The 23,496-nt window shown below is 40.6% G+C and carries 24 protein-coding genes; 9 read left to right on the forward strand and 15 right to left on the reverse strand.

The annotated features are described in order from the left end of the window. Positions 1–2 precede the first annotated feature (2 nt). The 7 genes from L1068_RS09490 to pseB form a co-directional block, all read right to left on the reverse strand. Positions 3–707: a TylF/MycF/NovP-related O-methyltransferase gene (locus tag L1068_RS09490; RefSeq protein ID WP_237130056.1), complete on the reverse strand. Its 705-nt coding sequence runs from the start codon at positions 705–707 to the stop codon at positions 3–5. A 286-nt stretch (positions 708–993) separates the two neighbouring features. After that, the gene (pseI, locus tag L1068_RS09495; protein ID WP_237130057.1) at positions 994–2,049 is read right to left on the reverse strand and encodes a pseudaminic acid synthase; all 1,056 of its coding nucleotides are present in this window, start codon (positions 2,047–2,049) and stop codon (positions 994–996) included. 4 nt (positions 2,050–2,053) lie between these two features. Next, positions 2,054–3,334, reverse strand: a complete 1,281-nt coding sequence (locus L1068_RS09500; protein ID WP_237130058.1) for an aminotransferase class III-fold pyridoxal phosphate-dependent enzyme — start codon at positions 3,332–3,334, stop codon at positions 2,054–2,056. Between the two features lie 3 nt (positions 3,335–3,337). Beyond that, a complete protein-coding gene (locus L1068_RS09505) occupies positions 3,338–4,090 on the reverse strand; it encodes a glycosyltransferase family protein (protein ID WP_237130059.1) in 753 nt (250 codons plus the stop codon). A gap of 12 nt (positions 4,091–4,102) precedes the next feature. Further along, positions 4,103–4,954: an aldo/keto reductase gene (locus L1068_RS09510; RefSeq protein ID WP_237130060.1), complete on the reverse strand. Its 852-nt coding sequence runs from the start codon at positions 4,952–4,954 to the stop codon at positions 4,103–4,105. Then, positions 4,947–6,104 (reverse strand): UDP-4-amino-4,6-dideoxy-N-acetyl-beta-L-altrosamine transaminase, encoded by a 1,158-nt coding sequence (gene pseC / locus L1068_RS09515; RefSeq protein ID WP_237130061.1) that lies wholly within the window; start codon positions 6,102–6,104, stop codon positions 4,947–4,949. Before pseC ends, L1068_RS09510 begins: the two co-directional genes overlap by 8 nt. Continuing rightward, entirely contained in the window at positions 6,101–7,102 is a 1,002-nt protein-coding gene (gene pseB, locus L1068_RS09520) for a UDP-N-acetylglucosamine 4,6-dehydratase (inverting) (protein WP_010560709.1), read from the reverse strand. The genes pseC and pseB overlap by 4 nt, the downstream gene beginning before the upstream one ends. A 182-nt stretch (positions 7,103–7,284) precedes the next feature. On the opposite strand from pseB, the gene L1068_RS09525 reads away from it, so the two are divergent. The 6 genes from L1068_RS09525 (at position 7,285) to L1068_RS09550 (ending at position 12,855) form a co-directional block, all read left to right on the forward strand. After that, positions 7,285–8,070 (forward strand): flagellin, encoded by a 786-nt coding sequence (locus tag L1068_RS09525; protein WP_237130062.1) that lies wholly within the window; start codon positions 7,285–7,287, stop codon positions 8,068–8,070. Positions 8,071–8,206: 136 nt separating this feature from the next. Next, a complete protein-coding gene (locus L1068_RS09530; RefSeq protein ID WP_237130063.1) occupies positions 8,207–9,655 on the forward strand; it encodes a sigma-54 dependent transcriptional regulator in 1,449 nt (482 codons plus the stop codon). A gap of 211 nt (positions 9,656–9,866) precedes the next feature. Continuing rightward, entirely contained in the window at positions 9,867–10,922 is a 1,056-nt protein-coding gene (locus tag L1068_RS09535) for a hypothetical protein (RefSeq protein ID WP_237130064.1), read from the forward strand. Positions 10,923–11,171: 249 nt separating this feature from the next. Further along, positions 11,172–12,080, forward strand: coding sequence for a M14 family metallocarboxypeptidase (locus L1068_RS09540; RefSeq protein ID WP_237130065.1), 909 nt, complete (start codon positions 11,172–11,174; stop codon positions 12,078–12,080). A 12-nt stretch (positions 12,081–12,092) separates the two neighbouring features. Then, positions 12,093–12,557 (forward strand): cyclic nucleotide-binding domain-containing protein, encoded by a 465-nt coding sequence (locus L1068_RS09545; protein WP_054978518.1) that lies wholly within the window; start codon positions 12,093–12,095, stop codon positions 12,555–12,557. Between the two features lies 1 nt (position 12,558). After that, positions 12,559–12,855 carry a hypothetical protein gene (locus L1068_RS09550; RefSeq protein WP_054978517.1) on the forward strand — a complete coding sequence of 99 codons (297 nt, stop codon included), beginning with the start codon at positions 12,559–12,561 and terminating at the stop codon, positions 12,853–12,855. 3 nt (positions 12,856–12,858) lie between these two features. Here L1068_RS09550 and L1068_RS09555 read toward each other — a convergent pair whose 3' ends face one another. Further along, positions 12,859–13,605: an MBL fold metallo-hydrolase gene (locus tag L1068_RS09555; protein WP_054978516.1), complete on the reverse strand. Its 747-nt coding sequence runs from the start codon at positions 13,603–13,605 to the stop codon at positions 12,859–12,861. Positions 13,606–13,625: 20 nt separating this feature from the next. On the opposite strand from L1068_RS09555, the gene L1068_RS09560 reads away from it, so the two are divergent. Together L1068_RS09560 and L1068_RS09565 are read left to right on the forward strand one after the other, a co-directional pair. Then, complete coding sequence (locus tag L1068_RS09560) at positions 13,626–14,294, forward strand: sulfotransferase family protein (RefSeq protein WP_343221904.1); 669 nt, start codon at positions 13,626–13,628, stop codon at positions 14,292–14,294. Between the two features lie 60 nt (positions 14,295–14,354). After that, a complete protein-coding gene (locus L1068_RS09565) occupies positions 14,355–14,927 on the forward strand; it encodes a tRNA-(ms[2]io[6]A)-hydroxylase (protein WP_054978515.1) in 573 nt (190 codons plus the stop codon). Positions 14,928–14,937: 10 nt separating this feature from the next. Here the strand turns inward: L1068_RS09565 and L1068_RS09570 are convergent, their stop codons facing one another. Next, a complete protein-coding gene (locus tag L1068_RS09570) occupies positions 14,938–15,471 on the reverse strand; it encodes an NUDIX domain-containing protein (RefSeq protein ID WP_237130067.1) in 534 nt (177 codons plus the stop codon). 154 nt (positions 15,472–15,625) lie between these two features. Between L1068_RS09570 and L1068_RS09575 the strand changes: the two genes are divergently transcribed. After that, positions 15,626–17,179 (forward strand): AbgT family transporter, encoded by a 1,554-nt coding sequence (locus tag L1068_RS09575; RefSeq protein ID WP_100912936.1) that lies wholly within the window; start codon positions 15,626–15,628, stop codon positions 17,177–17,179. Positions 17,180–17,323: 144 nt separating this feature from the next. On the opposite strand, the gene L1068_RS09580 is transcribed toward L1068_RS09575, so the two are convergent. From L1068_RS09580 to L1068_RS09605, 6 genes are read right to left on the reverse strand one after another with little or no spacing between them, the layout of a single operon-like run. After that, positions 17,324–18,031, reverse strand: coding sequence for a DUF3379 domain-containing protein (locus tag L1068_RS09580; protein ID WP_054978513.1), 708 nt, complete (start codon positions 18,029–18,031; stop codon positions 17,324–17,326). Continuing rightward, complete coding sequence (locus L1068_RS09585; protein WP_010560696.1) at positions 18,024–18,578, reverse strand: sigma-70 family RNA polymerase sigma factor; 555 nt, start codon at positions 18,576–18,578, stop codon at positions 18,024–18,026. The genes L1068_RS09580 and L1068_RS09585 overlap by 8 nt, the downstream gene beginning before the upstream one ends. Positions 18,579–18,588: 10 nt before the next feature. Next, entirely contained in the window at positions 18,589–20,205 is a 1,617-nt protein-coding gene (locus L1068_RS09590) for a BatD family protein (protein ID WP_237130068.1), read from the reverse strand. Further along, positions 20,199–22,064, reverse strand: coding sequence for a VWA domain-containing protein (locus L1068_RS09595; RefSeq protein WP_237130069.1), 1,866 nt, complete (start codon positions 22,062–22,064; stop codon positions 20,199–20,201). The genes L1068_RS09590 and L1068_RS09595 overlap by 7 nt, the downstream gene beginning before the upstream one ends. Further along, complete coding sequence (locus L1068_RS09600) at positions 22,061–23,041, reverse strand: VWA domain-containing protein (protein ID WP_100912941.1); 981 nt, start codon at positions 23,039–23,041, stop codon at positions 22,061–22,063. Before L1068_RS09600 ends, L1068_RS09595 begins: the two co-directional genes overlap by 4 nt. Next, positions 23,034–23,495, reverse strand: coding sequence for a DUF4381 domain-containing protein (locus L1068_RS09605; RefSeq protein WP_237130070.1), 462 nt, complete (start codon positions 23,493–23,495; stop codon positions 23,034–23,036). Before L1068_RS09605 ends, L1068_RS09600 begins: the two co-directional genes overlap by 8 nt. Position 23,496: the final 1 nt, after the last annotated feature.

The raw sequence follows: 23,496 nt of genomic DNA on the forward strand, positions 1-23,496 counted from the left end.
TTTTAAGCCACTCGTCTGATTGCAACGGTAGGTTGTTTGCTTAAGGGGTTACTAAGCATTTCAAACTTTTTGTTTGTTTCTTTTAAAAACTCTTTCATTGCTAACGTTTCTCCAGGCCACTCTGTAGTACATGCTTCATCAAAAACAATTACACCACCAATACTAATTGAATCCGAGAGTAACTTTAATGCAGCACGAGTTGGCTCGTATAAATCAAAATCTAAGTAAGCGAAAGAAATTAAAGAGTGTGGATTTTCTTTTTCGTATTCGGGAATAGTGACTAGCGCATCGCCAGGGATAAGTTTTACCTTGTCTTCCAGTTCGAATAATGAAATCGCTTTTTTTAGTGTCTGCTCATCACCACAGTACTTGCCTGTTTGCGTGTTAGCGAACTCTCCGTCTTCTTTTACACCTGTCGGTAAGCCTGAAAAATTGTCGAACCCAATTATTGTTTTTGGCGCATATGGTTCTAACAGAGAGCTCATTTTTGCTAAAAACATTAAATTTGCACCTTTCCAACAACCAAACTCTATTATGTCTCCAGGGACTCCTTGAGTACTTTTCAGTAATTCAAAAGTCCAAAGTTTATTTGCTATTGTATGTACCCCAGCATACAAGGCATAGTGATCGATCATATCGTAAAGGTTCGGTTGGCCAATTTCTTCTGCGAAGCTGGTTCTATTAGCTATAAAGCTATCTGGTTTCATAATTTGATCCTGTTTTAGAACAATAATTGAATTTTAATTTTATATCGCCATTAAATGAAATTAGACTGAGCTTAATTACATTACGGTTGTATCTTAATATAGAGAACAGTCAGTCTTTTTTATAAAGTGCATTAAATAGGTCTATGGTATCAAGGCTTGATTCAATATGAATAAGCTTTGCTAACAACAGAGCCACAAAACCTGAAAGTAAACTGAATACCTTTGCCAATTGGCTGGAGTACAGGTTGAATGAGCCTAAGACAAACTTAAACCATGATATAACAACTTATATATTTGTCGTCTGTCTATTGACCATATCCCACGTCAATGCTGTAGCCGCTTCTATATCCATTGTAGCTTCCAAACCTAGAACAACACCTAGGTGTTTTGGAGCAAGTCCATAGCCCGGTCGAATGCAGCGAACATTGTCTTTGGAGAACACTTCTCCTTTCTTTATATCTTTGCTGATGTATAGAGAGCGTCGAAATATAAGGTTAGGCTGTTCTGATTTCGCTAGGGTGAAATTTGGTTTACCAATCGCGTGCCAAGCGTCACGAACATCCTTACATAAAGCTTTTAGTTCTTCGGGCTCTAGAGAAAATGCCGCGTCAGGCCCTCTGTCGGCTCGTGCCAACGTAAAGTGCTTTTCGATTACTGTAGCGCCCAAGGCTACAGATGCAATAGCGGTTGTATTACCTAAAGTGTGGTCTGATAAGCCAATTGGGAGATCAAATTTTTCTGCAAGCGCTTTTATTGTTGCTAAATTGGTTTGCTCAATTGGGGTAGGGTAGCCACTCACGCAATGAAGTAGTGTTACTTGACCGTTACCATAATTTAAGGCAACAGCAAGCGCCTCTTCAATTTCTTGAATATTTGCCATACCAGTAGACATAATCATTGGCTTTTTTGTTTCAGCAACTTTTTTAACTAGCTCATGATCAATTAACTCAAATGAAGCAATTTTGTATGCAGGTGGATCAAATTGAGTTAAAAAATCAACAGCAGTTTCATCGAATGGTGAACTAAAAATATCAATTCCTAGCTTATTCGCTCGATCAAATAGCGCTTGGTGCCACTGCCAAGGCGTATGTGCCCAATCGTATAATTGATACAGACTCTTACCTTGCCATAACCCTTCAGATATACAAAAATCTTTTTTATTAGAGTTTAACGTTAGTGTATCCGCGGTATATGTTTGTAATTTAACTGCATCTGCACCTGCTTCAGCTGCTGCATCAATTAGCTTTAATGCCCTATTTATATCGCCATTATGATTCCCTGACATTTCCGCAATGATGTAAGGAGGTGTGTTGCTTGATATTTCTCTTTCGCCAATTTTCATAGTGTTATCTGACCTTAAAGACATTCTCTATTTGTTTACCATCAAGATGTGCAGCTAAATCACCTTGTTTATCCAAATCATTTAATTGAGTAAACAATTCCTGATAATGCATTATCAGTTGATCTATGCTTTCAAAACTATGCGCGTAGGAAAGATTGTGTGTTCCTATAAATAAAACACCGCGTTTGCAGAGCTCTTGAATCAACCAAGATTTAATTGTGTCTGCAGAGTTAACTCTGTTGTTGGTAATATTTAAAAATGTCCAAGGGGCGAGTCCTTTTAGTTCAAACATTGTAAACTCTGAGCAATATTTTTGATATTGCTCTACTAAGTAATTACCTAACGTCCATATATATTGACTAAATTCAACTTTCTTCATCTTTTCGATAGTTGCTTTAGCTGCTGCCAGTGATAAAGTTTCGCCCCCAAAAGTTCCTGAAAAAAAGATCTCATTCATCAACAGCATAATGTCTTTTCTGCCAACAATGGCAGATAGCGGCATACCATTAGCCATCCCCTTACCAAAGGTTGCTAAATCGGGTGTTACACCAAAGTAGCTTTGAGCGCCACCTAAGTGATATCTAAACCCTGTGATGATTTCATCAAAAACAAGCACGATGCCATTACGAGAGCATAGTTCTCGTACTTTCTCTAAAAAACCGTCTTCAGGAGGCGCTATATTAAGTGGCTCCATAATGACTGCTGCAAGTTCATCAGGGTGATTTTCAATGAGCGCTTCTAGTGAAGAGATATCGTTGTAAGTGAAGCCATGAGTTAGCTTTTTAGTGGCTTCAGGCACACCCATATCACGTGTGGTCGAACCTATGTACCAGTCTTGCCAACCATGGTAACCACACACAGCAATGTGTTCTCGTCCTGTATAAGCTCGTGCTAGGCGCACGGCAGCACTGGTAACATCACTGCCATTTTTAGCGAAGCGAACCATTTCAGCACAGGGAACAAGGTCAACTAAGAGCTTTGCCACTTCAGCTTCTAATGTATGGGGAAGTGAAAAACTTATGCCTGATAAAAGTTGTGCTTTGATTGCATCATCAACTTCTTGGTCTTGGTAGCCCAAGCTAACGCAGAGCAAGCCATTAATGTAGTCGGTATAAATATTGTTATCGAGGTCGGTAACCTGAGCGCCTTTACCATACTTAATAAAAAGTGGTGCAGCTTTAAAAGGCAAAGCCATTTTACTTTTACTAAAGGTTTGGCTCGCTAGTGGTATGATGTTTTGCGTCTTTTCATACCAATTTAGTGATTCAGAAAAGCTGATAGTCATTAATTAGAAACCTTGTTCTTTGTCTTGTAACAGCGACAATTTGTAGCCTTCATTTAGCTCTATATCGGCATTGAGCGCATTAACTTGCGGGTGTGATTGTAAATACTCTACGATTTGTTGATAACCAAATTGTTGCCCATCGAAATGACGATAGATTGCTGAAATTACCTCAAAGTCTTGGGGATGGTCGACGCTAATTCGAAATTCAGAATAATCTTGATCTATGGTGAAATCTTTCAATGAAAACAAGTTAGAGTCGCGAATAAAAGGTGTTACGTGCTCTCGCTCTGAAGGCTTTTTTGCTTTCTTATGAGCGGTTTCTAACGCATTAAAGCTAAACACTTCGACATCTTGCCCATCGGGAAAGCACCTTGTGACACAGTTGCTAGTATAGTCTGTGTTATTTGTAATATGTGTGCTAACTATTTGGTCAATTAACACGGGGTCAATAAGCGGGCAATCTCCACATATGCGTACAATATGAGAAAAATGAAACGCTTTAGCGCAATGATAAAATCGTGCTAGTACATCATTTAAATCGCCACGGTAGCATTCTATATTAAGTTTTTGGCATAGTGTCTCGATAGGACTATCTAGCGCTTCATTTGACGTCGCCACAACAACTTTGTCCACAACTTTTGTCTGCGTAAGGCGCTTAAGTTGAATCTCTAGCATGGGTACGCCATTAATAGGCAGTAATACTTTTCCCGGCAATCGTGTGGAACTCATTCGAGCTTGAACAATAATACCTATCATACTTCCTCTATTTTAAAGGTGTGGCCAGTTACTTGGTATAATGAGCGAGTTATTGGTGCAAGCTAATTGGTGGTAACTGAGATTAACTTTGGTGTGCCAGGCGGTGTGAATTTGTGATAACTCTGATGCTGAACAACAGCCAACAACAACTCGATCAATTTCATCAATTGATTTTAGAAAACTTAAGCAAATTTCGAGCCTAGAGTGAGATACTGAATCAACAAAGTTGTCGAAGTCATTTAATTCGCTGAATTGCGAAAAACAATGACTGCGTGACTCTGGTGACATTAGGAGCAATCCTTGCAAAAATGCGGAACGTACGTGAATTTCAATACCTTGCTCTTTCATTTGGGCTAATAAACCATCTTGTAAAAAACGCTGGTCTAATACATTTAAAGGTATTTGAATTATATCGGGTTTAAGTATTTCAAATAGCTTTATTTGTTCTGGAAAGTAAAGTGACATTCCAATTTTATGTACTAACCCTCTTGCCTTTAATTCAGCGAGTTGCAAAGCGATTTCAAAGGACTGTGAGCTATTTAACACGTTTGCATCATGCAACATTACACCGTAAATTGATCGTTTTCTTAGTTTAATAAGAGATTCCTGAAGCAACTGACTCACGTTGATCGTTGCATCGGTGTCAATAGCAAGTTTTGTAACAAGCTTAAAACTATCTTTAGCAATTTGGCCTAAAACACGTTCACTACTGCCATACATTGCTGCAGTATCAAGCATATCAATAGATAAACTCTCAGCTTGCATAAGTAATTGCTTAGCGTTTTCAATTGAGACTCTACCTTGATTATTACTGATCCCGTAATCAAGTCCTAACTGTACTGTTCCAAGTGCTAACTTAGGCATCGCAAGTATTTAGTATTTTATCAAGGGTGTTACAAATATAGTTGATTTCTTGCTCCGTTAAATCAGGGTAGAGCGGCAAACTTATCGCGCTTTGGTAGTAACGCTCAGCATGGGGGAAATCACCTAATTTGAAGCCTAGTTTTTTGTAATAGGGTTGCATATGAATCGGAATGTAGTGCAGGTTTACGCCAATTTTATTGTGACGTAATTGCTCAAAGCAGTGCTTGTGTTTGGCTGGTTGATTTAAATTGATGATATAGAGATGGAAACTACTATAACATTGTTTATCACGCTGTAATTGAGTTACGTCGATGTGCTTTAAACGCGAATCATACAATGAAGCGAGTTTATTGCGCTTAGCAACAAACTCATCGAGTTTGCTTAATTGGCTAAGTCCTAAAGCTGCTTGAATATCGGTTAGGCGGTAATTAAAACCAAGCATGTGCTGCTCATAATACCAAGGGCCGTGCTCCTCGGTGAGTTCAGCTGGGTTTCGTGTAACCCCATGACTTGATAATTGTTTTAGCGTTTTCGCTAACACATCATTATTAGTTGTTGCGATACCGCCTTCGCCAGTTGTAATTATCTTGACTGGATGAAAGCTAAATACACATATGTCAGAAAACTTACAATTGCCGACTTTGCTATCTTGATAATCTGCCCCAATGGCATGAGAAGCGTCTTCAATAATATGAATGTCATATGGCGCTACAGCATTATAAATCGCTTGCATATCGCACGATTGACCCGCTAAGTGTACGGGAATAATCGCTTTTGGTAATTTATTTTGTTGCTTGGCGTCGGCGAGCTTTTTTGTGAGTGATTCAACACTCATAAGGCCCGTTTGCGGATCTACGTCTACAAAGTCAATTTGTGCACCACAATATAATGCACAGTTTGCTGATGCTAAGAACGAAATAGGTGATGTCCAAACGGTGTCGTTGTTACCGATACCTAACGCTAGACACGCAAGGTGCAAACAAGCTGTTGCATTACTGGCAGCAATCGCATGTTTTGCACCGACATATTCTGCAATAGCATTTTCGAATAATGAAACAGCAGGTCCTTGTGTAATAAAGTCAGACTTTAGAACATCAACAACAGCATTTATATCTTGCTGATCAATGTGCTGCTTGCCGTATGGGATCATTTTACAGCCTGTGCATTGAATTCGGCTATTTCATCGACACTTAAAAAGTGTGGATTATCTTTTGAATTGTATTCATAACCAGGTTTTACTGGTCGTCCTTTTTCACCAATTGCATTAATTGTGAAATCGTTGCTTCGGCTACTAAATTTTATGCCTGGCGCGATAACAAAATGGTCGTCATATTCAAATGTGTCATAGCATAGATCGGCAGGGCACATTACTTCGTGCAATTTTTCTCCTGGGCGAATGCCGATGACTTTTTGAGGTAAATTCGGGGCCATTGCAGATGCTAAATCGGTTATTTTAATCGATGGAATTTTAGGCACGAAAATCTCACCACCTAACATACGTTCAAAGTTTTTAAGAACGAAATCAACCCCTTCTTGCAAGCTGATCCAAAAGCGTGTCATATCTTCGTGGGTAATTGGAATGTGGTCTTTGCCTTCGTTAATGAATTTTTCGAAAACTGGTACCACTGATCCTCGTGAACAAACAACATTGCCGTAACGCACGACTGAAAATGTAGTTCTATGACCACCTGCAATGTTATTGGCGGCTACAAATAACTTGTCTGAAGCAAGCTTTGTTGCGCCATATAGGTTTATTGGGTTCGCAGCTTTGTCGGTTGAAAGTGCAATGACTTTTTCAACATCATTATTAAGTGCTGCATCAATAACATTCTCAGCACCATTGATGTTGGTTTTAATGCATTCCATTGGATTGTATTCGGCTGCAGGAACTTGTTTTAGTGCCGCAGCATGGATTACGTAATCTACGCCTCTCATTGCTCTATTTAAGCGCTCTTTATCCCTTACATCACCGATAAAGTAACGCATACAATCTTGATTAAACTCTTGTTGCATTTCAAACTGCTTGAGTTCGTCGCGCGAAAAAACGATGATTTTCTTGGGTTGGAAATGTTTGAGCAACGTATTAACGTACTTTTTGCCAAACGACCCCGTACCACCAGTTATTAAAATTGTTTTGTTATTAAACATAGTGTGTCCCATGCATCCAAGAGTTTTTAAATAAAAGAGTACTTTCATTACTTTAGCTTACTAAGCAGTATTTATGCCAATGGTTTGTCAATAATTCCTTGATTGGTGGTTAAAAAAACATCGTGCTGTACTATAATTAAACGAGGTGTTTTGCTCTCAATCTAATTTGAAGGTACGTAAACATGAAAGTGCAGAATCAAAGCTTTAATTTCTTGAATAAAGCAGAAGAGTCAAAAAAAACGATAACTGAACAGTTAGCTAGTGGTAAGCGTGTTAATAGTGCGTCAGATGACGCTGCCGCACTAAGTATTATTGAACGCTTGCAAGCACAGCAATCTGGGCTAAGCCAGGCAATTCGTAACGCCAATGATGGGGTATCATATTCGCAAGTGGCTGAAAGTGCGTTGTCAGGAGTAAATGAATCAGTGCTTCGTATTGAAGAATTATCACTGCAAGCTTCAAATGGCGCGCTTACAGATTCAGATCGCAGCGCAATTCAACAAGAAATTACACAACTACAAGACTCGATTACCGATACCTTTAATGATACAACCTTTGGCGGTCAAGCAGTATTTTCGGGTAACGATGTTGAGTTTCAAGTTGGTGACAATGCTAATCAAGTGCAGTCGATAAACGCAGGTGATAGCAACTTGGTCACTAATGTGCTCAGTATTGATGTCTCAACACAATCAGGAGCACAAGCTGCACTCGGGGTGACCGCTCAAGCCAGAGATGACATCAATGATACGCGTGCAAGTTTAGGTGCTAGTCAAAATCTATTTGAACAGTCAATACGCAGCAATACAAGCAGTGTAATTAACGTTGCTGCGTCACAAAGCCGTATTCAAGATACGGATTACGCACAAGCAATTTCTCAACGCACTGCTAGTGATATTCTCTCACAGGCATCGGTCGCGCTTGCTGGGCAGGCAAATCAGAATGCAAGCCAAGTACTTGGCTTGCTTTAATTTGCTTGTGATAAATCAAACTTTGGTGTCAATTTTTTGAATTGACGCCAAAATCCCGCCACTTGTACCTTGCAACATCGGTCTAAGCCGTTACAATAAAACAATAATTAGAATATCATTATAATTGTGCCCGTATATGAGCTTTACCAATTCCACTTGGGTTATTGACGAAAACGAGAATCGAGCAAATAAGTTAGTTGCATCACTGTGTTTTATTGGAGAACACGCGAAAGTGGCAACAGCAACAGACGTGCAAGAATCAGCATTGCATCATGTGGAAACGGTATGTTTAGGTGCGTTAACAGGTCATGACCATGAAACGCTGATAAAAAGCCAGCCAGAGACTCCTTTTATTCTAATTGGTGAAACGCTACGACCGCTATTATCGTTGGCTAATGTGATTGGCATTTTAGCGGAGCCCTTTGCTTATGCGCCAACGACTGAATTGCTGCGCGACTGCCAAGAATACAAACGTCATTTACCTAACTTAACCAATTCGCAGAATGAAAAACGCTTTGACGGCTTAATTGGCGCGACGTCTGAAATTGAGCATATTCGTTTTTTAATCCAACAAGTTGCAAAAACAAACGCGAATGTACTTATTTTAGGTGAGTCGGGCACAGGTAAAGAAGTTGTCGCACGCAATATTCATTTATTGTCTAATCGCAACAATGGGCCATTTATTCCGGTTAACTGTGGCGCAATTCCCGGTGATTTACTGGAAAGTGAGTTATTTGGCCATGAAAAAGGGGCATTCACTGGGGCTATTTCTACGCGCAAAGGGCGATTTGAAATGGCACAAGGGGGAACTTTATTCCTTGATGAAATCGGTGATATGCCAAGCCAAATGCAGGTTAAGCTACTGCGAGTTTTGCAGGAGCGTGTATACGAACGCGTTGGTGGCGGCAAGCCAATAAAAGCGGATGTTCGTATCATTGCAGCCACGCACCGCAATCTAGAAACCATGATTGAAGAAGACGCGTTTCGTGAAGACTTATATTATCGATTGAATGTATTTCCTATTGAAAATCCATCGCTGCGTGAACGTAAAAATGATGTTCCTTTATTATTGCAAGAGTTGATTAAGCGCAACGTTGCAGTTGGTGGTGCAAATGTAAAGTTTACCGAGCGAGCGCTTGATAGTTTAAAAGAACATAGCTGGCCAGGTAACGTTAGGGAGCTCTCTAATTTAGTAGAGCGTATGCAAATTATGTTTCCTGAAAAAGTGGTTGATGTGTCTGATCTGCCAAAAAAATATCAGCATATTGATGTGGAAGAGTATATTCCTGAGTATCCAGAAGAAATTTTAGAGCGTCAGGCCCTCAACGATATTTTTAGTGAAGGCTTTGGTGAATTTGAGGAAAACGACACCGATGCTTTTGATGCGCCACTTGATACAAGTCAACCCGCAGTACTGCCTGTAGAAGGTATCGAATTAAAAAGCTATTTAGCAGAGTTAGAAGTGTGTTTAATAGAACAAGCACTTGAGCGCAATGAAAACGTGGTAGCGCGCGCTGCTGAAGTGCTTGGTGTAAGGCGCACAACGTTAGTTGAAAAGATGAAAAAGTATAATCTAAACAACTAAATAAGTTCACAGTAATGGCTTGCTTGTTAATTCATTTTGGGGTTAACAGTCGGCCATTTAGTCGGCATTTCCCCTATATAAATATAAACGACAATTAGAGTCTAAACTCTATATTTCTTGTACCTAAGATAAATTATATTGAATTCAACTGTAATAATTGTTAATTTTTTGTATCGAGGTTGAGGAAGATAACAATTATAAGGTTGGTAGTATGAAACAATTAACAATTACGGCATGTTTAGCTTTGTCTTTACTTGGTTGTGGCGATCCCGATAGCTTGGATAACATTGAATTTGTTAAACGTAATTTAGAAAATAAAAACCTACACGAAAAGCTACTGACAATTGAGCTTACGAAAGATCGCTCGAAGCAGCACCAAGAGCTGTATCAAAAAATTAGCACAAGCTATAAATTACTTCAGCAAAGTAAAACTGAGAAAGACCGCTTTTCCTCGTACCACCATAGCTTTCTTGCCCGTGATGCATACTATACCGATGAGTCTGACTATCAAGCCGTAGTGAGTGCCAAGAAACTAGAGGATGTCACTGGGCTATATCGTCGCATTGAGCCCTATTTTAAAAATGAACAAGCTGCAGACTTTATGTATACCACTACCGCAGATACATGGGATATTTACTCGGTAATACAGCAAGTAAAATACAACGCGCAGGTTTTACATGCGGTTGACGAAGGTAAAAATGTTAAGAAGAAAAATAACAATCCAGAATTAAGAAAATGGTTAGATAGAGCCATCGCACGTGAGTATCAAGAACTACAAGAAATTGTTTTTATATTGGTTCAGGCTAGTGAGACCAATAAGGAAGATTTTTACGCGGATAAAAAACAAATAGAACAAGACGCCGACCGAATTCTAGCAGGTGTTCGTGCTGAAAAAGCCAGACAAATGTTAAAACCAGATATGTACGCTTGGCAGCAAAAGAACTTATGGCGCTACGAACTAGTTAATAATACGTGCATGGTACTAGATGAAAAAATTAGAGATTACGCCATCGCAAAAGATTGTCATCGCCTATTAAAGGCATACGAAGGTTACACAATTGAGCCTGATGAATTTTCAAACTTCGCGGCTAAGTCTCGTATGGCACGTAATAAGTTAGCGGCCGTGACCGAAGAGTTAAAAGAACGCTACAACTACAGCGAAAAAGTGCAGAAGTCTGATTTAAAACCGAATGACCAACTTAACTCACTGATGATTTCGTTGAAAAAAGATATGTATCGTGCAACGCCAAATATTGGCATCTTATAGCAGGTCGTGTTGAGCTTAGTCTTCGTTTTGTTGCCCGCACGCAGCGAGGCGCAAACCGTTTCTCGATGTTCGTTTAGATTGCGAGGCGATAAATCGAACGTTGCAATACAAATGCGTTAAAACAAAGCAAAAGTAGCGCAGCAAAGAGCGACAGATATTAATACAAGCGGCAATGGCCGCTTTTTTTATGTCATTTATTCAGCCAGTTGATATGATAGTAACTCTGTATTTTTGAATAGTAGGTGTAGTTTGAGTTCACATTATCCAATAGGTATTCCTGGCCAAAAGTGGAATGACGCAGAAAAGTCACAATGGTTAAATCAGCAACAAAAAAAGCGTGATTACAATCAGCTGGTGGTTTCACAAATAAACCAACTAACCGATGCATTTGATATTGAAAGCTATGGGCAGCTGCCTTACGGTGATGATCTTACTCTGTTTGCTCTGCGCTCTAAATCTTGGCAACAAGATAAGCCATGTGTATTAATTACAGGTGGAGTACATGGTTACGAAACTAGCGGCGTAATGGGTGCACTGGCATTTGCTAAAAACGATGTCAAAGACTTTGAAGATGCGTTTAATTTTGTGATTTTACCTTGTATTAGCCCGTGGGGATTTGAAACCATTAATCGTTGGAATTCCTATGCCGTTGATCCAAATCGGTCTTTCTTTAATGATTCACCTGCTCCTGAATCTCAAGCGGTATTAAATTACTTAAGCAAACTTAACTGTGACTTTTTGATGCATATCGATTTGCATGAAACCACAGACACCGACAATTCTGAATTTCGCCCCGCATTAGCAGCGCGTGATGGCGTTCAGCACACTAACTGGAATATTCCTGATGGGTTTTATTTGGTAGGCGATTCAAAACGTCCAGAAGCGGCGTTTCAAAAAGCCATTATTGAGTCAGTTGAACAAGTCACTCATATTGCGCCGGCGGATGAAAATGGTGAATTAATCGGCGTAGCGATTTCACAATTTGGCGTATGCAACTACGACTGTAAAGGTTTATCTCTGTGCGCTGGTATTACTGATGCGACATATGTTACTACCACAGAAGTTTATCCGGATAGCCCTAAAGCGGATGAGCAAAATTGCATTGATGCGCAAGTTGCCGCAATTCGTGGCGGGTTAAACTACTTGAACGCGTTGTAACGGAGAGAATTAGTGGCACTGATCACACAAATTCCCCTAATCAAAAAAATGGAGTTGGTTAACCGCCTGCCATTTTTTAAAACGCTTACATTAGCAGAAAGGCAAATGGTGGTTGAATCATTTTCTGAATTGCATTTGTTCAAAAAAGACAAAATGGTATTTAGACAAAATGAACACGATAATCACCTTTATATTGTGTTGTCTGGTGAGCTAGTGTTGTTTAAACAGCAGCATAAACCATCGCTTGTTTCTATTCAGCCTGGCGATTTTGTTGGCGAAGGATCATTTGTCGAAACACATAGTCGCAGTATTAATGCCAAAGCGAACACTGAAACTATCGTGTTGGCTATTTCACATACTGCAATGCAAAAATTGCCTTACGCAATTCGCGATAAGATAAAAGATCGCATTATTTTAGGCATGAGCCAACGCATTGAAAAACTTGGCGTAGTGATTGAAAAACTGCAAGGAAGTTAGCATGAAATTATATAAATTATTGGCTTTGGTAAGCGCGATTGTCGCGTTAAGTGCGTGTAGTACTGTGCCAAGAAATAGCAACCAAATCGAATGTAATGGTGAGCATTATCCTGTGACCTACATGAGCGAAATGCAGCAATATGAGGTAGAGCGTTTTGCAATGCGTCACGATTTCAGACCCGGTTGTGTATCGGGCAAGCTAAAAGAAATTAAAGCGCAAACTTGTCAGACAGCGTCATCTCTCAGCTATGAGCAATGGATGACATTGTATAACAGCTGTGTGGTTAATAAGCCTTAGGCTTTAACTTTTAGTAATTTGCTTTAACTTACTTTTTACAGAGCGCCAATGTGTCATCGGGATACTTGGCGCTTTTTTTAGTAAGTAATTAAAATCAATGTCAGCGAAATTTATTTTGCCATCATGGGCAAGTAGCACTGAGGTTGGCTTTAAAGTTTTTAGCATCAATAATGAATTAAGATAGCGCTTGGGGTAAAAAACTGGAAAAGGCGGGATCAGCTTTCCTTTTACATTCACCATAAGGTCGGCGACGTAAATCATATTGCTGGGAATGTGATGCAAGCAAATATCTCTGTCAGTATGGCCTGGACTATGATGTACTTGCCACTCATCAAAATCAGGAATGCTCACACCATCAGGCAAATAAATATCGGCCTTAAGCTTACGTGGGTACCACATAAAAGCTTGTTTTTTACCTTTACGATTGGCAACCCAACGCGCCAATAAAATATCGGTAATGTGCATCATAATGCCATCAAAGCCTTGATACCAATGACCAGGTGCGTTTGATGTGGCGATTTTTGCACCTGTCATACGGCGCAGTTTGTGTGCACCACCGGCATGATCAGGATGCATATGCGTAACCATAATCAATTTTAGATCCGATAATGGACGCTTTAGCTCTTGTGTAATAAAGCGTGCAACGAGTTCACAATCCGCGCGGCAGCAGCCGTCCAACAGCATTAATTTATCTGGATATTCTACTAAATAGATCGATTGTATGTGTCCATTTAAGTTATGTAGTTGCATAATAAGCGCATTGTTTAAACGTGATATTATTCAGCTTATCGCAACTCATCAGACCACTCAAGAGGTGTCTTATTAGCAGTCAGAAAATCTTTGTTTTAGGCTTACCCCGCACTGGCACAACGAGTGTGTGTGCCGCTGCGCTCGCATTAGGCTTTAAAACGGCGCATACAGTGTATATTCAATCAACGTTAGATAGTGCTGAGTTTGTCGCAGACACACCGGTTTTTAACGATTATGAGGCGCTGCTACAGCAATATCCTACGGCAAAGTTTATTTACCTTGAGCGGGATTTAGCAAGCTGGTTGCCATCAATCAAAGTATTGTTAACGCGTATGGCAGATAGGCTGCTAACTGAACATGGTGGTTTTTTTCCAAGCTTAAAACGCTGTTATGGCGAGGTTTTTTATCCGCTTAATAAGCAAACAATGTTAGATGATGCGCATTTAACACAGTGTTATTTATCGCATAAAACCAAAGTAATGGACTTTTTTCAGCGCATCGATAACCAGCACTTAGTGGTTAACTTGTCTGATGATAACAGTTATCAGCAATTTTGTTCGTTTCTGGGTAAACAAGAGAAAGGCGGTTTTGAACAGCTCAACGTAAACGGCAAAGTTACGGCGTGGAAGCAAATCAAAAGCCCACTTAAACTCGACTCAACACGTAATGGTAAAGCGGATTTAAAATAGACATCTTTGATGCTGACCATTAAACTGCGGCTAATTTGAATTACTAACATTAAGCCAAGTATGTTTGAACTGAAATACAAAACGCCATTTTCTTGGACTGAAGCGGTAATGGCCGATTTTGATACCTTTTTACAAGACCACGCAGCCGCTGAGAAAAAAGCATCGGGCATGGCACTATCAATGCTGTCGCATTACCCAGATCGCCGTAAATTAGTACGTGCAATGACTGACTTAGCGCTTGAAGAAATGATCCACTTTAAGCAAGTAGTGAAAATTCTGCTAGAGCGCGATATTACTCTAGGCAAAGACACTAAAGATTCGTATGTAAAAGATTTACGTGCATTGTTTCGCCAAGGTAAAGACGTATTTTTACTCGACCGATTACTGGTTGCTGCGGTGATTGAAGCCCGTGGTTACGAGCGTTTCTCTTTGGTTGCTGAAGCACTTGCAGAGGGTAAAGAAAAAGACTTTTACGTTACCATCGCAAAATCAGAAGAAAAGCACGCATTTTTGTTTGTTGAGCTGGCGTACGAATATTTTGATAAAGCTGAAGTGGATGCGCGTTTAGAAGAAATTTTACACGCTGAAGCAGAAATCTGTGCAAAGCTGCCGCATACAGCGGCGCTTCACTAATTAGTCTTACTTATCCGCACGAAGGATTAAGCAAATTTTCTGCAATATGCTCAAGTAAAAAAGTTTCGCGTACTATGCTGATGCCTTTTTTATCTGATTCAGCCATTGTTTGCTTGTTGTAAGCAATGGCTTTATTTATATCCACCCAGTGCACCGTCATGCCATTGGCAATTTCATAATCTTCTAAATTTTGCTGGTCAAATTCATCGTCAATTGTGCAGGTGAAGCAATAGGAGAGCATTTCGGTTAATTGATCTGTTTGTTTGTAATTAGCACGAAACTCACGAATTAAGCCATATGGCGTAATATTATCAATGTCCCGTGCGCCGGTTTCTTCGGTTAACTCTCTAATTAACGCTTGCTGCAAGCTCTCACCATGATCAACTCCACCACCGGGCAAAGAGTAATCACGATAACGTTCGGTGTGTAGTAATAAAATGTTTTGGCCTTTGGTTACAATAGCACGTGTAGCGGGGCGCAATATGCGTTGATGCTGATTGAGCGCGAGTTCATCAACAAAATTAAACTCTTTTATTACCTGCATAAAATTCACCAAATCGTTAAAAGGCACGCATAGTAGCACCGTGAAATTAGAATATAAACGCAAAATAAACGACACGTTAAAAGAAATTAAGTTTCCTTTATCGCCACATCGTTTATGATAAATTAGCAAGAATAATAACTATTAGGGAAATACCATGTCATCGAGTAACACTGATGCACAGACACAAAAAGTAAAACCCATAGATAAATTTCTTAATGGTATTGAGTATGTAGGAAATAAATTGCCAGATCCGGCAATGATATTTTTGTTCTCAATGTTGTTGATTTGGGTACTATCTGCAATTTTTTCAAATTACACGTTTTCAGCAATCGACCCACGCACCGGCGAAGCGATAGTTGTTAATAACTTACTTACTGGTGATAGCCTTGCCGCCTTTTTAGCGAATATGGTTAAAACATTCACCGGCTTTGCGCCGCTCGGTGTTGTACTTGTTGCAATGCTAGGTGTTGGGGTCGCGGAACATTCGGGCTACATTAACACTGGCCTAAAGTTAATGTTAAAACGCACGCCAAAGGCACTATTAACGCCTTGTGTAATTTTAATTGCGATCGTTAGCCACACCGCAACAGATGCAGGCTATGTATTAGTAATTCCATTAGCGGGTGTTATATTTTATGCTATGGGGCGTCACCCATTAGTCGGTATTGCCGCAGCATTTGCCGGTGTAAGTGGTGGTTTTAGTGCCAACTTTATTCCATCGGGTATTGACCCATTACTACAAAGCTTCACGCAAAGTGCAGCGCAAATTATTGACCCTACTATTGAAGTTAATCCGCTCAATAACTGGTATTTCACTTCGGCGTCGAGTTTATTTATCGTGTTACTTGGCTGGTATATCACGGATAAAATTATCGAGCCGCGTCTAAATAAGGTTGAGCTGGATGGTAACACTGATGACTTACCGAGCTTTGACCAAATTAATGACACCGAGCGTAAAGGCTTTTACATTGCCTCAGCTGTCATGATTGCAGGTCTCGCACTACTTGCTTATGCTGCGTGGGGCGAAAGCTCACCACTTCGCAGTAAAGAGGGTTCACTTACTGATTTTAAAGCGCCGCTGATGCAATCTATCGTGCCGATTATTTTCTTGGTTTTCTGGATCCCAGGGGCGGTTTACGGTTTTGTGGTGGGTACCTTTAAATCAAGTAAAGACATGATAGATGCAATGACCAAAGCAATGCATGGCATGGCGTATTATGTGGTTATGGCGTTTTTCTGTGCACTGTTTATTGCTGCGTTTTCGCAATCGAATCTTGGTGCATTACTCGCCATTGAAGGTGCCGAAGTACTAAAAGCAATGCAACTACCAAGTGCGGTTACTGTGGTGGGCATTATTTTCTTAACCGGTTTTGTGAACCTGTTTGTTGGTTCAAGTAGTGCAAAATGGGCGCTATTAGGGCCAATTTTCGTACCTATGTTGATGCAGTTGGGCATTTCGCCAGACTTAACGCAAGCGGCTTACCGTATTGGTGATTCAAGCTCGAATATTATCACGCCGTTAATGCCTTATTTCCCGCTAGTGGTGGTGTACTGTCAAAAGTATGTTAAGAATACCGGTATTGGTACATTAATCGCGTTAATGATCCCATATTCAATTGCCTTTATGATTGGCTGGACCTTGTTCTTACTTGCTTACTGGGGCCTAGGTTTACAATTAGGTTTACAAGCAAGTTATACCTATGGCTAATAGCGGTTCACTTAAATAGCTAATCATTCTAGTGGGCTAAAACGTTTTGCAAACTGCGTTGGCATAACGTTTAGCTTACAGCCCAAACAAAAACAGCAGGTTAATACCTGCTGTTTTTTTGCTTAAGTTACACTCTATTTTTTATTAAATGCGCCATTGCAGTGAATTTTGCAATTTGTCATTGTAAGGTGAGAGTGCTTGGCCTTTTTCGCCGAGTAAAATGAGATTTGCTTTATGACCTTGGTAAGTCGCACCATCAAATGATTCGTCCGAAAAGTAAGATTCGGTACGATATTGATTCTCGCTTGGGACAATAAACAGTGTCATCGGGCCTTGCTCTGTTTGAAACACCAAATGCAGGCTTTTTTGCCCTTTAAAATCACAAAACGTAAGGTAGCTTACTTGATTTGGTAATTCGCTAAAATTCCCACCAAAGCTGGCAAGTTTTGCATTTACTTCTTGTAAACTAAAGTTGTGATTTACATTGGTGAGTGAACTTGGCTCATGATAAACATGAGCAAGTGCGTGTTGCTCTAAATTAAGCGGTGCGCCCATATTTAAATAAGTGAACGACACGCCAAATAAAAACGCCACAGATGCTGCTAATGCTAAATGAACACGTGTTTTTTTACGCTGAGTTTGAAACGCATGCAATGACTGATTTAACACCAAGCGCTCAGCGAGATTCTCTGGCACAGGGATGTTAAGCGCTTGCTCAATGTCGTTATCAAGGGCTTTTAGCTCGTTACTAAATGCGTGTGCATCTGGGTCTGACTCAAGTGCATCGAGCACGTCTTTGTCGCTGGTATTAGGATCAGCATATAAACGACGTCGTAATTCTAATTCATCCATTGTTGATCCCCCTTTGTAAACTTGGTTGTAAATTGTCTTTCAATTGGTTGCGAGCACGAAATAGTCGTGTCATTACGGTGTTTTTGTTAAGTGATAAAATGGATGCGATTTCATCACCACTAAACCCCATTACTACTTGCAGAAGCAAGGGCTCACGGTACTCTTCATCGAGTTGCATTATGCGTTTTTGCAGCTGTGAACGCTCTGCGTTTTGTTCCATATCGAGGGTTTGCGTATCGCATAGCGTATCTTGCTCAACATCGCTGTAATCAAATTGTTTACGCTCAAAACGGCGCGCATTCTCACGACGTAAAATCGTGATTAACCATGCTTTAGCTGCTTGCTGGTCAAGTAGTGAATCAAGCGAGCGCCAAGCCCTCAAAAAAGTTTCTTGCACAAGGTCTTCGGCAACCGTTGGGTCACCTGCTAACCAGTATGCGAAGCGATATAGCTCTTTGTGATACACATTCACTAACGCTTCATATCGTTTTTGTTTATCAGCCATGTCAATTAAGACCTGACGTTGCTGTTTTTTCTTTCCAAACATTGAAACTATTTTAGTAGAGTTGGGTTAACTCATTCTCGCTTTTGGTTTTTTTATTTAAATTATTTATCTGCTGGTAAATAAACTTTAGGTCGACCGCGTGATTTTTACCTGCGTATAAATTTGCTTGTAAGTGATTTACCGACTCAGCAAATTGCGAGTTGTTCACCATATTGTTGAGTTTAGTTAAATCTGCGCTGCCTGTATGTAGCGTACACAGTTTTACCAATTGATGATAAAACGCGCGTTGATTATTTTGTTTTAACGCTTCTTTGAGTTGAGGCAAGGGGGTTATGCTTTGCTTAGGCGTTACATCGTTATTGCCTGTTTGCGTTGCCGGTTTGCGTTTTATCCACCAAATAACTAAGGTGATTAACCACAATACATAGCCCAGAATGGCTAGCGGCCAGTAGTAAAATGGGGTTTCAAACGTGGTTTGATTCGCTGTGTTTGTTTGCGTACTTTCAGGTAACGTATTGTTCTGAATTGGCGCAGAGATGGCTGGTTGCACAAAGTTAGGGTCACCAACCACAGTTAACTTGCGCTCAGGAAGTGTGGCGTACTCTGTGCGGTTGGTAATAATGTTAAACCAAGGTACGCGAACCTCAGGCAAAGTATAACTGCCCGGAGCTTGAGGCATAAGCGCAAATGACTCAACTTTTTGTGAAATAACTTTACCATTGCGTACTAGGTTATTGCTTTCCGCTTGGTCTGAATAGCTGCGCACGCCATTAATTGTTGGCAAATTGATTTCAGGCAATTGTTCTTTAGTAATGCCAAGTGCCGTAACAGTAATGGTACGGGTAATTGGTTCACCAATTTGATAGCTCTGCTTTTCTGGTTGCCACTCTTCATTTAAGGTCACAAGTTCACTTGGTAACCAGTTGCCAGAACTACTTTGTGGAATAGGTTTAATCGTTAACTGAATATCTTTACCCACAGCACTTGCCGCACGAGTGCGGTAATTGTCGCGAATTCGGCCTTTAAAGTAAGGCGACTTAATAGTGTATTGACCACTTTTTTGCGGTTGAATAAGGTAATTACGCTCAATAATTAAATAGCGAATGCCATCAATAATTTCGTAACTCTCTTTTTGTTTACCAAGCTGGGATACATTAGCGGTTTCTAGCTCTGGAGAGCCTAATTGCCCCTCAGTTAAGTCGTTGGCAAGGAATAATTTAACGGTATATACGCCAGCTTGCTGCACGTATAACGTGTCGCTTTGCATGCTTGTTTCGATATACACATCTTTACTTTGATTATCAGCGGTTGATGATGGCACGACTTTAACGCTAAGCGGATTAGATTGCATGTTGGCAACAGAAAAACTGGGTATTTCATACGTGCCAGGGTTACGTGCCATTAACTCCACTTGCCACTGTGTGGTGTGATTTACTTGGCCGTTAATTATGCTGGTGTTGCTGCGCACTGATGTAGGACCCACTACAAAGTTTTTTAATAGTGGTGTGGTATTGGGTTGCTCACCTTTTACATTTTGTTCAGCACGAATTGTCAAATTAAAGAACTCACCCGCTAATACTGGGTTGCGATCAACACTGGCAGTGAGTGCAGCTATCGCTTGCAAAGGCAGTAATACAAGGCTAACTAAAACAACTAAGCGACTTACCATGACTTCTCAACTCCTTGCTGCTGGATGCGCTGACGATATCTTTTTTGACTTTCTAATTTCATTTTATTGCGTAACAAAATAGCCGGATCATCCGGTACTTTGCGTAGTAGCTGATTAATAATCTGGACTTGCTCTTTTTCTTCTGGGGTTAACTCGGGCGCTGGCGTAGCCTGCTGTTGTGGCATTTGCTGCTCTGCTTGTTGCTGTTGTTTAGCTTGCTGCTCTGCTTGTTGCTCTGCTTCACCCTCTGGCTGTTGTTCAGACTCTTTATCTGAAGGGGCTGCTTGTTGCTCAGGTGGATTTTCAGCTTTCATATCCGGCTGATTGTTATTTTCTTGCTTTTCACCTTCGCTTTTTTCGCCATTTTGATTTTGTTGGTCTCGAGATTCAGATTGCTCACCATTTTGCTGGTTTTGTTGGCCAGATTGTTGGTCTTGTTGTTGCTGATTGTCGCCTTGTTGCTGTTTATCTTGCTCTTGGTTTTCACCATCTTGAGATTGTTGATTTTGCTGCTGTTGCTTCAAATCTTCTAATAAGGCTTTATTTTCTTGCGCTTGCTTGAATTCAGGTTGCTGGGCTAAGGCTTTGTCATAAGCGTCAATCGCTTCATCAAAACGATTTAATTTTGCTAAGGCGTTACCTTGATTATAAAGCCCCTCAGCGCTGCTATCTTGCTTAAACTTTTTGAGCGCGTTTTCGAAATCACCTTGTTGGTAAAGCGCAGAGCCTGATAAATTGGCGGTCTTAGCGTTACTTGCGGCTTTATAATCTTGCTGTTGATAGGCTTGATGCGCTTTTTGCTCGTCATTTAATAACCAGCTCGGTAGTGACAATGCGTAACTGACACTTGGTTTAAATATAAATAGGCAGCAAAGGCCTAATAAAAATTTAGGTTGGTGTTTTAACATCATAAAACCGAGTGGTATAAGTAAAAATACTAAGTAAATACCGCCATCAATGGGTTGTTGGCTGGTTTGCTCACGCTTTACCACATCGTCTTGGTTAGTGTTTGTAGGCTTAAATAGCGCAAGATCGGCATCGCTTACTTGATAGTAATTAAACTGACCGCCTGTATTTGAGGCAAGTTGTTGTAACAAGCTAAAGTTGGCTTTTGGAATGACAATCTGCCCGTAGTTATCTTTTAAAAAACCTTCGTTTGGCAATTGAATTGGCGCGCCTTGTTCGGTTGCTACCGCATAGATATTGAGTTTGATATTGTGCTTATTTAGTAGTTTCTCGATGTCACGGCTTTCATCAAAATCATCAATACCATCAGTGATCCAATAAATCTCACCATTGGTCACGCTTGCTTGGTTGAGTAACTCGACCGCTAAATTGATACCAGCATAGGTATTACTACCCGGCACCGGCATAATTTCTGGGCTTAAACTCGGAATGAGGTTGGCAAGTGTTTGGTGATCTGACGTGAGTGGTGAAATGGTGTAAGCATCGTTACTGTACGCCACAAGTGCTAAGTCACTTTCTTTCAAAATATCGGTCAGTGTAAGTGCTTTAAAACGTGCTTGTGTTAAGCGGTTTGGCTTTATGTCTTGGCTGTACATTGAGCGAGACATGTCCATTACTAACACGCGCGCATGTTTGCTTTGATAAACTGGTAACGGTTGTGATTGCCAGCTCGGTCCTGCAAGAGCGACAACACTGACAAGCAAAAATAAGCTTAACCACAGAGAATTGGTTTTGCTCTGTTTGGTTTCACCATCTAACAGAAATTGTGCAAGGTGTGGGGCGATGGGACTATTGCTAATATGTTTACGTTTTTTAATAAACTGCAATGCCATCACGAAAGCTACTAACGGTAATAGGTAAAAGGCTTCAGGGCGAATAAATTCTAACGTCATGCGCCACTCCGTGTTGTTAAACTGCGAATACTATTTACTAATGTTTGCGTGAATAGCAGTAGCACTGCGATAAATAATGGAATATAAAACAACGCTTTTTGCGGTCTTACGGTTTCACTGTTATCGCTAATGGGTTCTAACTGATCAAGCATTTGATAAATGCGCTGTAAACTCGCCACGTCGGTTGCGCGAAAGTATTGGCCACCGGTATCACGTGCAATTTCTGTTAATAAGCCTTCATCTAATGCGCTACCACGCTGCATTTGAAAGCCAAAAAAGTTTGATTGGCTGTCGGCACCTACACCAACGGTATATACTTTGATTCCCGCATCCTTAGCAAGGATCAGCGCTTCTTCAGGGCTTAAATTGCCAGCGGTATTTTGTCCGTCGGTTAACAAAATAAGTATGCGGTTACTGTCTTCTTTTAAAGCAAAACGCTTTACAGCAAGGCCGAGCGCGTCGCCTATTGCGGTGGCTTGACCCACCAAGCCAATTTGCGCTTCTTCTAGCATTTTAGCTACTGTGGTTAAGTCGCGAGTCAGTGGCGTTTGTAAAAAAGCGGTATCGGCAAATAAAATAAGGCCTAGTCGATCGCCAGTGCGGGCAGTAATAAATTCGTTAAGTACTGCTTTAACTACAGATAATCTGTCAATGTACTGCCCCTGATATTGCATATCTTGCTCACGCATTGAGGTAGATAAATCGACAGCCAGCATAATTTCACGCCCTTCGTTGGGTAACTGAATCGGCTCGCCATAGTACTTAGGGTGGGCGAGGGCAACACATAAACATGCCCAAATAAGCCAAGGCCAAAGTGAAAAACGTGTTGGTTGCGATATGTTACCGGTTTGCACTACTGGGTTATGGTAAAGCGCCGTTGTTCTGACGGTTGCGACTTGTTTGTTTTTTTGTAACTTACGCAGTAAAAACGGCAGTGGCAATAATAAAAAGGCAAATGGCCAAGCAAACTCAAACATTAATCGCTCCTTTTACTTTAAAACGATTAATAGCCTGTGTCAGCTTGTTATGGAAATCGGTAAGTGGTTCATTACTTTCGGCTTGATATAAGCGCATTAGCTCATCATTGCTGAGCATTGTTTTCGATGTTGCGGCGACAAGCTCAAGCCATTTTTCACCACTTTGACTGGCAGCTTCTGCACCATAGTAGTGTTTTACAAGACGTTTCAATAACAAATGCAATGCCTGTACATTATCTAAATTGCAAGATTGATATGCTTTACTTTCTTTAATAGCTTGTTTTTTAGCTTTATTGAGTAGGAGACGTTGGTAAATTGCATAGCTGGCAATAGCGAGTAGCAATAGGACTACTGCAATGATTGCTATAGCGGGCAGCGAAAGAGGCCACCAAGGCACTGTCGCAGGTGCGATAACATCATGCAAATTATCTAACGGAGATGCTGGTGTCGCCATT

Source organism: Pseudoalteromonas sp. MMG024 (assembly GCF_021654175.1).
Classification (GTDB): Bacteria; Pseudomonadota; Gammaproteobacteria; order Enterobacterales; family Alteromonadaceae; genus Pseudoalteromonas.

Coding starts and splice junctions, on each gene's coding strand:
- L1068_RS09490 (WP_237130056.1), bottom strand. CDS start 707: ATGAAACCAGATAGCTTTATAGCTAATAGAACCAGCTTCGCAGAAGAA.
- pseI (WP_237130057.1), bottom strand. CDS start 2,049: ATGAAAATTGGCGAAAGAGAAATATCAAGCAACACACCTCCTTACATC.
- L1068_RS09500 (WP_237130058.1), bottom strand. CDS start 3,334: ATGACTATCAGCTTTTCTGAATCACTAAATTGGTATGAAAAGACGCAA.
- L1068_RS09505 (WP_237130059.1), bottom strand. CDS start 4,090: ATGATAGGTATTATTGTTCAAGCTCGAATGAGTTCCACACGATTGCCG.
- L1068_RS09510 (WP_237130060.1), bottom strand. CDS start 4,954: ATGCCTAAGTTAGCACTTGGAACAGTACAGTTAGGACTTGATTACGGG.
- pseC (WP_237130061.1), bottom strand. CDS start 6,104: ATGATCCCATACGGCAAGCAGCACATTGATCAGCAAGATATAAATGCT.
- pseB (WP_010560709.1), bottom strand. CDS start 7,102: ATGTTTAATAACAAAACAATTTTAATAACTGGTGGTACGGGGTCGTTT.
- L1068_RS09525 (WP_237130062.1), top strand. CDS start 7,285: ATGAAAGTGCAGAATCAAAGCTTTAATTTCTTGAATAAAGCAGAAGAG.
- L1068_RS09530 (WP_237130063.1), top strand. CDS start 8,207: ATGAGCTTTACCAATTCCACTTGGGTTATTGACGAAAACGAGAATCGA.
- L1068_RS09535 (WP_237130064.1), top strand. CDS start 9,867: ATGAAACAATTAACAATTACGGCATGTTTAGCTTTGTCTTTACTTGGT.
- L1068_RS09550 (WP_054978517.1), top strand. CDS start 12,559: ATGAAATTATATAAATTATTGGCTTTGGTAAGCGCGATTGTCGCGTTA.
- L1068_RS09555 (WP_054978516.1), bottom strand. CDS start 13,605: ATGCAACTACATAACTTAAATGGACACATACAATCGATCTATTTAGTA.
- L1068_RS09565 (WP_054978515.1), top strand. CDS start 14,355: ATGTTTGAACTGAAATACAAAACGCCATTTTCTTGGACTGAAGCGGTA.
- L1068_RS09570 (WP_237130067.1), bottom strand. CDS start 15,471: ATGCAGGTAATAAAAGAGTTTAATTTTGTTGATGAACTCGCGCTCAAT.
- L1068_RS09575 (WP_100912936.1), top strand. CDS start 15,626: ATGTCATCGAGTAACACTGATGCACAGACACAAAAAGTAAAACCCATA.
- L1068_RS09580 (WP_054978513.1), bottom strand. CDS start 18,031: ATGGATGAATTAGAATTACGACGTCGTTTATATGCTGATCCTAATACC.
- L1068_RS09585 (WP_010560696.1), bottom strand. CDS start 18,578: ATGTTTGGAAAGAAAAAACAGCAACGTCAGGTCTTAATTGACATGGCT.
- L1068_RS09590 (WP_237130068.1), bottom strand. CDS start 20,205: ATGGTAAGTCGCTTAGTTGTTTTAGTTAGCCTTGTATTACTGCCTTTG.
- L1068_RS09595 (WP_237130069.1), bottom strand. CDS start 22,064: ATGACGTTAGAATTTATTCGCCCTGAAGCCTTTTACCTATTACCGTTA.
- L1068_RS09600 (WP_100912941.1), bottom strand. CDS start 23,041: ATGTTTGAGTTTGCTTGGCCATTTGCCTTTTTATTATTGCCACTGCCG.
- L1068_RS09605 (WP_237130070.1), bottom strand. CDS start 23,495: ATGGCGACACCAGCATCTCCGTTAGATAATTTGCATGATGTTATCGCA.